General features: G+C 57.4%; 14 protein-coding genes and 1 pseudogene. 14 read left to right on the forward strand and 1 reads right to left on the reverse strand.

The window, feature by feature from the left end:
• Window positions 1-2 precede the first annotated feature (2 nt).
• The 11 genes from I8J34_RS17660 to I8J34_RS17710 all read left to right on the forward strand — a co-directional run bounded on the left by I8J34_RS17660 (window position 3) and on the right by I8J34_RS17710 (window position 10,124).
• Window positions 3-152, forward strand: a complete 150-nt coding sequence (locus tag I8J34_RS17660) for a hypothetical protein (protein ID WP_214362982.1) — start codon at window positions 3-5, stop codon at window positions 150-152.
• A complete protein-coding gene (locus I8J34_RS17665) occupies window positions 145-846 on the forward strand; it encodes a VirB8 family type IV secretion system protein (protein WP_214362983.1) in 702 nt (233 codons plus the stop codon). Before I8J34_RS17660 ends, I8J34_RS17665 begins: the two co-directional genes overlap by 8 nt.
• Entirely contained in the window at window positions 843-1,661 is an 819-nt protein-coding gene (locus tag I8J34_RS17670; RefSeq protein ID WP_214362984.1) for a TrbG/VirB9 family P-type conjugative transfer protein, read from the forward strand. Before I8J34_RS17665 ends, I8J34_RS17670 begins: the two co-directional genes overlap by 4 nt.
• Window positions 1,658-2,893 carry a type IV secretion system protein VirB10 gene (virB10, locus tag I8J34_RS17675; RefSeq protein ID WP_214362985.1) on the forward strand — a complete coding sequence of 412 codons (1,236 nt, stop codon included), beginning with the start codon at window positions 1,658-1,660 and terminating at the stop codon, window positions 2,891-2,893. The genes I8J34_RS17670 and virB10 overlap by 4 nt, the downstream gene beginning before the upstream one ends.
• Window positions 2,874-3,956, forward strand: a complete 1,083-nt coding sequence (virB11, locus tag I8J34_RS17680) for a P-type DNA transfer ATPase VirB11 (protein WP_214362986.1) — start codon at window positions 2,874-2,876, stop codon at window positions 3,954-3,956. Before virB10 ends, virB11 begins: the two co-directional genes overlap by 20 nt.
• Window positions 3,922-5,880 carry a type IV secretory system conjugative DNA transfer family protein gene (locus tag I8J34_RS17685; protein ID WP_214362987.1) on the forward strand — a complete coding sequence of 653 codons (1,959 nt, stop codon included), beginning with the start codon at window positions 3,922-3,924 and terminating at the stop codon, window positions 5,878-5,880. Before virB11 ends, I8J34_RS17685 begins: the two co-directional genes overlap by 35 nt.
• A gap of 11 nt (window positions 5,881-5,891) precedes the next feature.
• Window positions 5,892-7,325 carry an LPD7 domain-containing protein gene (locus I8J34_RS17690; RefSeq protein ID WP_214362988.1) on the forward strand — a complete coding sequence of 478 codons (1,434 nt, stop codon included), beginning with the start codon at window positions 5,892-5,894 and terminating at the stop codon, window positions 7,323-7,325.
• On the forward strand, window positions 7,315-7,788 hold the full coding sequence (locus I8J34_RS17695; protein WP_214362923.1) for a hypothetical protein: 474 nt from the start codon (window positions 7,315-7,317) through the stop codon (window positions 7,786-7,788). Before I8J34_RS17690 ends, I8J34_RS17695 begins: the two co-directional genes overlap by 11 nt.
• Before the next feature lie 59 nt (window positions 7,789-7,847).
• A complete protein-coding gene (locus I8J34_RS17700; RefSeq protein ID WP_214362924.1) occupies window positions 7,848-8,354 on the forward strand; it encodes a TrbM/KikA/MpfK family conjugal transfer protein in 507 nt (168 codons plus the stop codon).
• A gap of 194 nt (window positions 8,355-8,548) precedes the next feature.
• Window positions 8,549-9,016, forward strand: coding sequence for a type II toxin-antitoxin system RelB/DinJ family antitoxin (locus I8J34_RS17705; RefSeq protein ID WP_214362925.1), 468 nt, complete (start codon window positions 8,549-8,551; stop codon window positions 9,014-9,016).
• 10 nt (window positions 9,017-9,026) lie between these two features.
• Window positions 9,027-10,124: a zeta toxin family protein gene (locus tag I8J34_RS17710; RefSeq protein WP_214362926.1), complete on the forward strand. Its 1,098-nt coding sequence runs from the start codon at window positions 9,027-9,029 to the stop codon at window positions 10,122-10,124.
• On the opposite strand, the gene I8J34_RS17715 is transcribed toward I8J34_RS17710, so the two are convergent.
• Complete coding sequence (locus I8J34_RS17715; protein ID WP_214362927.1) at window positions 10,121-10,573, reverse strand: hypothetical protein; 453 nt, start codon at window positions 10,571-10,573, stop codon at window positions 10,121-10,123. The two genes, I8J34_RS17710 and I8J34_RS17715, sit on opposite strands and share 4 nt — an antisense overlap.
• A 146-nt stretch (window positions 10,574-10,719) precedes the next feature.
• On the opposite strand from I8J34_RS17715, the gene I8J34_RS17720 reads away from it, so the two are divergent.
• The 3 genes and pseudogenes from I8J34_RS17720 to I8J34_RS17730 all read left to right on the forward strand — a co-directional run.
• Entirely contained in the window at window positions 10,720-11,412 is a 693-nt protein-coding gene (locus I8J34_RS17720; RefSeq protein ID WP_214362928.1) for a DUF6710 family protein, read from the forward strand.
• A 29-nt stretch (window positions 11,413-11,441) separates the two neighbouring features.
• Window positions 11,442-11,756 (forward strand): hypothetical protein, encoded by a 315-nt coding sequence (locus I8J34_RS17725; RefSeq protein WP_214362929.1) that lies wholly within the window; start codon window positions 11,442-11,444, stop codon window positions 11,754-11,756.
• A gap of 123 nt (window positions 11,757-11,879) precedes the next feature.
• Window positions 11,880-12,140, forward strand: a pseudogene (locus tag I8J34_RS17730) (DDE-type integrase/transposase/recombinase); the annotation flags it as partial.
• Between the last annotated feature and the right edge of the window lie 151 nt (window positions 12,141-12,291).

Here is a 12,291-nt window from a genome sequence, read left to right on the forward strand (position 1 = left end):
CCATGAAGACCATCATGACCATTTTGTTTTTCTCGCTTACCCTTTCGGCATGCGCAACGACCCCGCCGCCGCCACCCGAGTGCGATGGTGAGCTGTCTCCAATCAACGGGAGTGCAGGCGCACAGTCGATCAAGGAGGTCGGAAATGGCTGAAAAAACGGCAGTTGATGCCTATCTGAAAGAAGCTCAGTCCTTCGAGGCGGACCGCGCAGCAAATGCCACGAAGTCCGCTCGTATCGCCTGGCGTGTTGCATCCGTCGCAGGACTGATCGCCGTTGTCTCTGTCGGCGCCGTGGCCGCGCTAACGCCTTTGAAGACCGTAGAGTTGCGCACCATCCGCGTGGACAACTCCACCGGCATCGTCGACATCGTGCCCAGAGCTGAAGCGAACGCAAGCTACGAAGAAACAGTTAATCGCCTTCACCTGGCGAACTATGTTCGCTCACGTGAGCGCTTTTTCTGGGGCATCGCTGAATACGATTATGAGTTCGTTGCGACACAACAGACGCCGCAATTGAATCAGCTTTGGGCCGACGCCTGGACCGAAGCCAACCCACAATCTCCGCTCAACCTCTACAAAGACGGAACGATTATCAAGGCGGACATCCGTTCCATTGTTTTCCTCACGCTGGGATCTGGAAAGAGCGTTGCTCAGGTTCGGTTTGCCAAGAGTGCGCGCCTCGGCGGCTCTGGTGCCGATCAAACAACCCACTGGGTTGCAACGATCGAATACACATACACCGGGCCGTCTAAAGACGACAAGATCCGCACAATGAACCCCCTCGGATTCCGGGTCGTGAGCTATCAAAAAGAGCCGGAAGTTGTGTCCGCAGGAGAATCCTCATGAAGTTGATTGCCTCCATGACGCTCTCCGTGCTCTTGTTGGCCAGCGCACCGGCCAGCGCCGAAGTCATCCCCCCAAAAGGCGATGCAGACTCGCGTGTCCGCGTGGTCGCATACGACGAAAGCGACGTCGTCAAACTGACGGGATACGTTGGCTACCAGACTCATGTCGAACTGGCGCCCGGGGAAAAATTCGTCGATCTGTTCGCCGGGGATGTGGCGGGTCTGGATTTTGGTCAGGTACGCAACAACCTGTTTCTCAAGCCGAAAGCCGACCTCGTGAGAACGAACGTAACGATCGTGACGGACCGCCGGGTCTATCACTTCGACTATCACGTTTCCAAGGCCACTGCGAATCTCGCGAATCGTCGCGACATGATCTATTCGCTCCGCTTCATATACCCGAAAGACGAAGCCCTCGCCGCCGCGGCGCAACTGCAGCGACAGGAAGCGGATGAGCGCTTCCAGGAGTCCAAAGACAGCCGGCCGCAACAACGAGACTACTGGTATTGCGGTGATGAAGCACTGCGTCCCGTGGAGGCTTACGACGACGGCGTGCACACGTACTTGCAGTTCAGCTCGCGCGGGGAGTTCCCGGCGATCTACATAAGGAACGACGACAGCAGTGAATCGCTCGTGAATTTCAACGTCACGAATGACCGCCTGGTCGTTCACAGAGTCGCGAAGCGCTTCGTGCTGCGCCGCGGCCAGTTGGTTGGATGCGTCGTCAACAAGGGCTACACAGGTGGCGGCCAAAGGCTCAACAACAACGTGATTGCCCCGGCCGTTGAGCGAGTCACCAAAGGAGACATCCAATGAGCGTAGGGCGCGGAAATGACGTGTCGGGGCTGCGCCCTGGCGAAATTCTGGATGACGAATCGGGCGAAATTCTCACGGGCAGGTCCGAAACGACCAACGAAACGTCGCACGCCATAGGCGAAGAGCGCGATATACCGTCGGTCAATCGCTCGCGTTCGATGCGAGCGCGCATGACAAATTGGATGGCGGTCGCGTTGATGTGCCTGCTCGGCGCCGGCTTTTTGGTTTGGTACTACTCGACGCAGTTCTCCCGGATCGCCGACGAAGAAGCGAAGGCCAAAGAAACGGCAGCAGCACGCGCCGGCGGAGAGATGATCCTTCCGCCGCTTGGTCGGATTAATCCACCAGTGGCACCCGCACCAGCCGCCGCATCGCTCGTAGAGGCGGAATCGCCTCTGTTCGAACCGCCAGCACCGCCCCAAGCAACAATGAACGCGGCGCCAGACGCGCAACAGGGTCCCAAAGTCCCAACGCCGGCAGAACTTGCCCACCAGCGGCGACTTTCTGCACCGGTACAGGCGGGTAGTGGAGCCGCCGGGACGGCTGCGGCAGTTGTGCCCGCATCTTTTGATGGAGCCACCGGACAGCCTGGCTCAAACAGTCGTCTCGCAGCGATGCTGATGCCGACACCCACGCCGGCAGTCATGGCGAAAGTGCTACCTACGCTACGGTATCTCCTGCCCAAAGGCGATTCGATCGACTGCACCAACATCACAGCGATTGACTCAACCTACGATGGCATTGTGACCTGCGTAGGTGCAACCGATGTCTATAGCGCGGATGGCAGCCTTGTCCTTCTCGAGCGCGGAACAAAATACGTCGGCGAGAAGAAAGGCGACATCAAGCGAGGGCAGGGCAGGGTCTTCGTCCTGTGGAATGAAGCACGCACGCCCACCGGCGTTGTCGTTGATCTCGCCTCGCCTGGATCTGATGAACTAGGACGCACTGGCCTGCCGGGCTTCGTTGACACGCACTTCTGGGACCGCTTTGGTGCCGCCCTTCTAATATCCGTGATCGACGGTACGATCCAGGCCCTGGCCAACTCACAATCCGACAGCAGTGGAACGAATATCAGCTTCGATTCCAACGGCTCACGAGACGTCATGACGGAGATCCTGAAAGACACCGTCAGCATTCCACCGACCGTCATCAAGAATCAAGGCGAACGCATTCAGATCATGGTTGCGCGAGATGTCGACTTCAGGAGCGTCTATGAACTCCGTCGTCGATAAGAGCATCTTGCAAGAGTACGAGACGCCGCGCGAGCTCACCTCGCTTGAGCACTACATGAAGCCGCTTCGCCAGTGGCTCGATGACCGAGACCTCACCGACCTGGCCATCAATCGCGAATTCGAAGTTTGGACGGAGTACCGGTCAAGGGGCTGGGTGCGCCATCCGGCAGCGTTTGTGACTTCCGAGTGGTGCATGCACTTCGCATCGCTCGTTGCAAACTACACCGTCCAGCGAATTTCAGCAGATGCACCCATCCTGTCCGGCACGCTGCCAACAGGCGAGCGCATCCAGATCGTCATTCCACCCGCTGTCATGACCGGTGAGATATCGATCGTCATTCGACGTCCATCGTCTGAGCTTTGGACACTCGACGATCTGGAAAACATGGGCGTATTCGGCCAGGTCAAAACGTTGCCGAGACGGCCAGCCGACCCCAGTGTTGATGACTACGACAACGAAGAGCTCGAATTGCTGGGCTTGCTGCGAGCCAACCAGGCCAAAGAGTTTTTGAGCCGCGCAGTTGAAACCCGGCAGAACATTCTCATGTCGGGCGCTACCGGTTCTGGCAAGACCACCGTTGGAAGAGCGCTGACCTTACGAGTGCCGAGTGTTGAGCGGTGCATCAGCATCGAAGATGCCTCGGAAATGAGCTTTCCGAATCAACCAAACCACACTCGGCTCTTCTATTCACAGGGCGGCCAGGGCGTTGCAAGCCTGACCGTCGAAGATCTGCTGACCTCCACCAAGCGAATGTACCCGAGCCGTGTGTTTGTCTCGGAAATCCGCACTGGCAACGAAGTCTATTACTACCTGACTTCGGTGGCCTCCGGCCACAAAGGCTCGATCACCAGCGCACACAGCGGATCCGCCGAAAACGCTTTCTGGACGCTCGCCCAGCTCATGCAGAACTCAGGCCCTGGCACCAGCATGTCGCTCGAAGGCGGCGTCCGCCTTGTTCAAGCCAACATCGATGTCGTCATTCACTGCCGCGCAATCGAGCGCCAGCGTGTCATAAGTGAGATCTGGTATGACCCGAGTACCAAGCGCCGAAGCATCGCTTAACGCCCCCAAGATCCTCGGCTTGCTCGCAATGATCGTCGCGTGTTCGGCGTACCTGGGCGGCTACCTGTTCTTGGTATTCATCAAGTCACCCGAACCATGGCGCGCCACACCGATCACGCTCTTGCAGTATTGGGAGCACTACGGCGACCGCGTGGACATCCGCCAGAAGATTCTCTACGCCGGCGGCGGTTCGCTGGCCACCCTTCTTGTGACGGGCGTCTTGCTGGCCATTCCTCGGCGCAGGCCGCTTCACGGCGATGCACGATTCGCCACGAAAGGCGAAATCCGCAAAGCCGGGCTTCTGGCCGACAAGGGAATCATTCTAGGCCGCTTCAAAAATCAGATCCTCATGCTGTCTGGTCAGCAGGGCGTCCTTCTTGAAGCGCCGCCCCGATCGGGCAAAGGCGTCGGCGTCATCATTCCCAATTTGTTGAATTGGCCAGACTCGGTAATCGTCAATGACATCAAGGGCGAGAACTGGACCCGCACAGCCGGGTATCGAGCCGCGCACGGCCACGCCACATACCGCTTCGATCCTCTGGCTGTAGATGAGTGTACTGCCTGCTGGAATCCGTTTGACTACGTGTCGGACGTGAACTACCGACGCATCGGCGATGTCATGGGCATTGCAAGCATGCTGTTCGAAGAGTCAGACAAGGACAAGTTTTGGTCAAACTCGGCCGCAACGCTATTCCTGGGTATCTCCCTCTACCTTTTCGAAAAACCGGGAACCACATGCACCGTTGGTGAAGTGCTGCGTCAGGGCATGGCAGCTGACGGCGAGGGCTTTAAGCAGCACTGGACGGGCCTGATTCAGATGTGCCAATCGGCAGGCTACACGCTGTCGCGCGAAGCCCAGCAAGCATTGTATGACTCGATCGATCTCGCACCAGTCACCGCCTCCAGCGTCCGGAAAACATTCACGTCAACACTCAGTCTCTGGGCAAACCCCATGATTGACGCCGCCACGGCGCGCAGTGACTTTGATTTGCGAGCGCTTCGCAAGAAGCCGATATCGATCTATTGCTGCACCAACCCGAAGAACATTGAACGGCTCCGCCCCTTGCTCAACCTGTTTTGGCAACAAGCCATCGGGCTACAAACCACCGAGCTACCAGAGGACAACCCGGCGCTCACGCGGCAACTGCTTCTTTGCATGGACGAATTTGCCGCGCTCGGAAACATCCCGATCATTGCGCACTCGACCGCGTTCCTGCCGGGCTACAACGTCCGCGCCCTGGTTGTTGTGCAGTCCTTCGACCAGTTGGTGCAGATCTACAGCATGGACGGCGCCAAGGCGCTCAGAAAGATGCTCGCCGCGAGAATCGTATTCCCTCCAAAGGAGTATGACGACGCAGAAGCCATCTCGCGGGAGCTGGGAACATACACGGTCAAGCAAAAATCCAGAACATCAAAGCCCCTGGAGGCTCATAGCGCTTCGGTCAACGTCAGCGAGCAACCGCGACGCCTGCTCATGGCCCAGGAGGTCAAGGAGCTGGGGAATGAGCGAGCCATCATCATGTATGAAGGCCTTCGCCCCTTCGTCGCGACCAAAATCCGCTACTTCAAAGACAAGCTGTTTACCTCGAGATTGCTGAGAGCGCCCGTCGTGATTCCTCTGGATGTGGAAGGTCACTACAGCCGGCAACAACACACACCAGGCCAAGAAAAAAATACATCTCTGGCGAAGCAGGCGAGCTCGACAGTAGATGGGGGTGAAGGCCTATCCAACGCGATTGAACTCGACGCTGAAATCTCAGAGGCCTCGGATATCACGCCCGCGCATGTGGATGCCTTGGCCACGGGCTCTCTCAGCGATGTGCTTTCCGCGCTTGATGACATCGAGCTGCCCAAAGAACGACCGTTGAGCGACGACGAGATTCAGTCAGCCGTCGATTCCTTTTTTGACACCCTCGCAGAGTAGGAGACAACAAGATGGCAGATTACAGCGATACCGGCGTTTTCAACGTCGACGGCCAATGGGCAACCAGCATCAACTATGAAATCAAAGTCGTCCCTGATGGCGTCACAAGCGTGGATCTGCAATTCAAGAACGGCCGCGCAAACGTAGCAAAAACCCAACTGACACTTGAGCAAGCCCGCGAAGTGCTTGGCCAAGACAACTTCAGCACGATCGAAAAAGAGCTGAAGGAGCGCGGTGAAAACACCGGAGTTGGCCAACTGCGAGGCCGTCATCTTCGGTTCCGTCAGGTGACGCTCCCCGACTTTGAGCACAAAACCGCTGAAAACACGATCGCCCTCGATAGCCGGACAGCGAGAAAAGAAGAAATCGCCGAGAGCAAGGACAAACCGCCGTCGAGAGCAATCGAATCGAATGACCCTGAAGTGACCAGTAAACGAAAGATGCAAAGCGTCATGGTCCCCGCGGCCGTCGAACAAAAATTCATCCACGTCGGCGATAACTACTACTTCCGGGATCAAACGCTGGCCTTCGTCGACAAAGGCACCAAGCTGAAAGCCGAAAGCCAGAACGTCGAAGTTGTCCGCTCGCTGGTTGCCATCGCCGAGGCGCGCGAATGGCAAAGCATCACAGTCACCGGTACCGAGCAGTTCAGACGCGATGTGTGGCGAGATGCCGCCGCACGGGGTATCTCGGTTCGCGGCTATACGCCGACGGAAATCGAACGTCAGCAGCTAGAAAACAAGAAAAGCGCCACCAACGAGCGCGCATCAAACAACACGGCCGACCGTCAGCCCATCCCCGCCGGCGCGACCATCGGCAAACTCGTCGCTGCCGGCGCCGCGCCATATCAATTCAAAGAGGGAAACACGCCTTCGTTCCAGGCAACGATCGAGACCGAGCAAGGCAACACCACACTTTGGGGCGCTGATCTGAAGCGAGCCCTCAACCAATCGAAATCACAGGCCAAGATCGGCGATATGGTGGTGATTCAATCCACTGGAAGTCAGCCAGTAACTGTGAAAGTGCCGGACCAACAAGGCGTCTTTCAGCCAGAAGTTCGAGCAAAGAAGAGCTGGTCGATCGAGAAGGCGGATTATCTGAAAGAGCAAGCGGGCAAAGCGGAGGCCATCCGAACCAGCTCGCCCGAAACCGCTGCGGCAGTGGCAAATGAACATCCATCTCTATCAAGCGCGCTGGCAGCCGTCTATCTGCAAGCACAATTTGCCCGGAACAAGGGCATGAGTCAGGCCGATAGCGAGCGGATGGCCACGATGGTCAAAGAACGCTTTGCGGCGAGCATCGAGCGTGGCGAAGACATCAACCTGAAGAGGTTGGAGCGCGAGCTGGCACTCGCCAATCCGCGCGCGGCCGCGGCCGCGAAACACCCGGAACTCGCCATCGAGGCACCGGAAAAGAACAGCCGAGAATCAGCGCATGCCCGCTAGGACAGCGCTGCTAGTCGCTCTGCTTTGCAGCCAGTCGATCACGGCGCACGCAGAACTGACGATCCAGGAGCATGCGAGGCGCTTCCTGGCGATCTACAGCGACTTGACCGAACGCAGAGACGTGGACGCGGCCGACCTCTATCGACCAACCGCCAAAGTCCGCGTGAGCTATTTCAACGGAGAAACCCTGATTCAGTCGACGCTTCTCACTGGTGAGGCCTGGAAGGACAGTCTCCGCAGAGGCTGGTTCGACAACACCAATCGGCTCGATGCCGCACAGTTCGAAAACGTTCGAGTGGTTCCGGCCGGCCCCTCCCAGATTGCCATCTTCGCCACTCGGATTTCTCAGGAAAAGTGCTATCTCGATACGGGCTATGCGGTTCGCATCAGCCCACAGGCTGCGAACGTGTATCGAATTAACCAGGAACGAATCAGCATTCAGATGGCTGCAGCGTGCCAATAGCCGCCGCGAAAGAAAAACCCAACATCCACTCGAATCCATTGAACAATGAGAGGTGCCACATGAAATTGTCATCCATCACGCAAATCGCCGTTGCCATCATTGGGATCAGCGGTGCTCCAGCGATACAGGCCCAGCAAGTGCTCACAGGCGACACCCGACTGGCTTGCGAAGCAATCCTTTGTCTGTCATCTGGATCTCGCCCAAGCGAATGCTCACCGTCGATCCGGCGCTATTTCAACATCCACAAGCGCAAGTGGAAGGACACGCTGAAAGCACGAACCAACTTCCTCAAACTCTGCCCCGCGTCGAACACTGACAGCAACATGAACTCGCTGGTCGGTGCAATCGCATCGGGAGCAGGGCGGTGTGACGCGGCCTATCTCAATGCAACAAATACCGTTTGGAACGGCGGCGACAACGGCACCAGCTATATCGACAATACGCTGCCATCGTACTGCGCGGCCTACGCCAACCATTCCTATACCGACGTGCAATCCACGGTCGCTGTGTATGTCGGATCACCGCAAAAAGGCGGGTTCTGGGCCAACCCGCCGCCGAGCAACTAAGCCATTCCGATCGATGCCGCACCTATAGATAGCAAAGACTGGGGGTGCATTTTCCATCCCCTGTCCAAGCGCCAACGTCGACGACCGGGCATCGTCAGCACGGCATGCAACGCCGCCCGCAAAAAGCACACTTTTGTAAGTTTGCCGGTTCGCGAAGGTATACTTCAATAACCACAACTTCCAGTCGATATCGCATGAAATCGGACGACGATTCGGTGCTGATCCGGTTCAGAATCGACAAATCACTGCTAGAGAAGGCCGAAAGCACCTGTCAGCGTCACGGCCACGAACTCTTTGAGGTCGTTCGGGCCATGATCGCCCAGGTCGTGCGAGACGACGCGATCCCGGTGGATATTCCGCCTACCGGCAAACCGGCAAGCCATAGCCGCTTTGACGACCATCTGGCTTGGGACGGTCAAAAAACACAAATTTCCGCATCAGTGCTACTCGAACTCATCGAGCGCGTGATTGCTCGATGCTCGACAAGGCTGGCCATGCACACCGGGCCGGCAAATCATCACTCAGACATGTTCTCAAAGATACGTGAGCGAGCCGTGCATGACCGGGACACGCTGGATCTGACCGACCAGAAATCGATTGATAGAGCCCTGGCCGCCTACAAAAAACTGGTCAACGACATTGGTGGTCCCAATGGCGTATGAACGAGAGCGATTGAGTCGAGCCGAAACCACCGATATCTACGCGCAACAGATTCGACCGGCAAGGCTCGATCGAGCGCAAAGCGTTGACGCGCCGAAGGCAATCATTGTGATTGGCCATCCTGGCGCCGGCGCGGACCTGGTAGCACGTGAAAGCCTGCGCGCCCTCGGGCATCAACAAACCGTTCTCATATCAACGGAATCTCTGCGAGAACATTCCCCAGCGTGGCAGGGCAGGGCGCCCGGACACACCCCGCCGGTGAAGCAAACGCAACCAGAGACTGACAAATGGGTCGATCGCCTGACCAAAGATGCGATTGAGAAGCGCACCAACATCGTCATTGATGGCACGCTGAGCGCAAACGAGAAAGTGTCGGAAACCGTACAACTCCTGAAATCCAAGGGGTTTCAGGTTGAGGCCATCCTGGTTTCTCGCGACATTGAGTCCAGCCGACTATTGGCCACCGCAAAGTATCTGAGCGCCCGCGAGTACGATATTGCGCCGCGCTTCTTCGATGAGCCAGCAATGCAACGAGCAGTAAGCCAAAGCGTTGCAGTCGCAACCAGATTTGAAGCTGACAAACTCGTCGACAAAATCTCGGTGGTCGATGGTGATTCGCTTCTGTACGCAAACCAGCTCCGCGATGGCGCCTGGGGAAAAAAGCCTCGCGCCGGCGAGCTGCTCGAACAACGTCTCGCGCCAGTGAAGACCCCGAACCAACTGGCAATAGAGGTCACGCGATGGGAATCGCTCGCGCGCCACATCAAAAGCGATCCATTGATTCCGACAGAAACCGCAAAGCAGATTTCCGCCTGGCAGATGGACTCTAAGACCCGCGCGCAGAACGATCCGCTGGCCCAGCGGCTGGCTGTGCGGAACGAAGAAGCAAATACGTTCCTCCACACCCCGGTCAGTGAGCTTGGCAAGGTCTTGCCACAGTATGGGAAACAAATCGCCCGGCTCGCTGCCGCACAAGAAGTGGCGCAGCAAACGTTCAAGCTGGCGTCAGACCGAGACAGTTTTGTGGCGGCCGCAAAGACAAAGATTGCGAACGATATAGCGCAAGGAAAGATTGCGCCGTCGAAGGGCAAAGAGGATCTGGCTCGCTAATCCGATTCCGCCCGCACGATACCTGTAAAAAACTGCTCTTCCGTCTCGAAGAGTGCGGCCGAAACAGCCGATCGACACTGTTTTCTTGCTTTGTCGCATGCCTCAAGCGTTGAAAACACCAAAGCATCCTCTGGGCGCCGCGCCCAGACGCGCCGGACCGCCTCAGGCGTAATTTCCAACTGCGCGAGGAATTCATCTGCATCGACCAGATGAACCACATACCCGATAAACCGCGCCTCCGCTGGAATGCCGAGCTCAAGTTTGGCCGCCTCAAGCGAATCACGTACACGACCCTGCTTGCCCTTGGTGCGCTGCTCCCTTGTGCCTCGTCGCTTGGTTTCGCCCATGAAAAAAAAACTCCCTCTAGGGGTGAACATCCAAAAAAAAATGACCGTCATTGGGTAAAAGCATGCCATATCGATACTGACTGCAAAAGCAATACTCATCATCTGACAGTATCTGTATGACATAATTCGGCGTCCAGCCGGGCACGGCTGTCTATAGCATTCCCGTCCTGTCACCCCTATCGCGAGCTGACGTCAGGCACCAGCGTCTCCGGAATCCCGGAACCGGTCGGTCAAGAGGAGTAGCACCCATGTTTTTCAGGAAGTCGCGCGCAGCCAACCCTCGTAGCGAACGCCGCGAGAAATTTCAGGCGGTCATGCACATGGCGGCTGAGATGAACAAGTGCAACCCGCGCGGTTTGCAGCAATTGATCTTTGCGTTGCTGCGGCCACTCCAGGCCGAGCAAATGCTTGCCGTCGCCGAAAACGTCCAGCATGGCGCACCAGCGGAGATAGAGGCGTCGAGCTTCTTTTTTCAAACAAGCGAGATCATCTCGGAGACAGCGTGTTGGGTACAGCCAACTCCCAACATCAGGCTCGATCTGAAGCAAGACATTATCTTGCCCACCCCTTGGGTGCGCGCTCGCTTTGCAAGCGCGCTGTCACACATTGGCCAGGGCAGGGCAATGGGCGCATGGAAGGAAGACACCAATCATGTAATCGCACTTTGGTTGCCGTGGCGCATCGGATTCGTGAACGGAGGCAACCATTCGATCACTGCCGGCATTCTTCGCGGTGAAGGGACCGTGACAGCAAGAGACGTCTTCGACATGAGCCCACTCCTGGAGCGTGTCACCTGCGACGGTGACAGGTATTTTGATACCGTGAAAAATCGGGTTGTGGGTGAGGTCCAGGATCACCGTCGAGCTGCAGTATTCGAGATCGGACGGTTGATCATGCAGCAAAGGGCGACCCCATCCGTACTCCAGCTCGTCCCCCGCTAGAATCCGAGCCAAACGAGGAATTTCAATAGATGGCAAAGCTCTACGATGCGCCCAATTTTTCGAAGAAGATCAACGCTGCCCGCGTGTCCCGGTTTCGGAAGCTCTTGGCGAACCCCATGCAACTCCGGGAATCCGACAACTACAACCAAAGTGACTACTGGCGACTCTACGGTGTCTCGCAGTCGGCCGGCAGCCGAATGGAAAACGGGAGGCCGCTTTCCGGCTCAACCCAGATCCTCATTGTGCTCAAGGCCCTTGGCCGGATCAGTGACGAAGACCTGATCGATGCGGTGCGCCTGGTCGAAGAGGTAGGGCTGCCGCGACGCGGCCAAGCCGACGACTAGATGAGCTAACGCGATAGAAGCATGGCTCCCACGACTGCTCCCGCTCAACCAAATCACTTCAGGTGGGGCCTTCAAGGTGGCGAAATCGGCTCATAAGACCCGGTTGTCTTTGCGCGTTGAATCAAGGCAGATCGCCCGAATCAGTTGTGGGTGTCAGATTTCACCTATGTGTCGACTTGGCAGGGCTGGCTGTACGTGGCCTTTGTCATCGATGTCTTTGCCCGCCGTATCGTGGGCTGGCGCGTGAGCAGTTCGATGAGCACCGACTTTGTCCTCGATGCGTTGGAGCAGGCCTTGTATGCTCGCCAGCCCGGTGCGGAGGAAGCCTTGATCCACCAGTCGGATCGAGGTTCGCAGTACGTCTCTATTCGCTACAGCGAGCGACAGAGGACTGCATTCGGCCAGAAGCGGACGGTCGTGCACACGGCGGGAAGCAGCCGCTCGCGATGGGCCGCGCGGTCTTGAGCCGTGGGCTGAGCCGGCAACGTAAAGGATATTCTTCGCGGGGCCCGGAGTCACACGGCGGCGAGCCGAA

It is taken from the genome of Denitromonas iodatirespirans, assembly GCF_018524365.1.
In the GTDB taxonomy this organism is placed as follows: Bacteria; Pseudomonadota; Gammaproteobacteria; order Burkholderiales; family Rhodocyclaceae; genus Nitrogeniibacter; species Nitrogeniibacter iodatirespirans.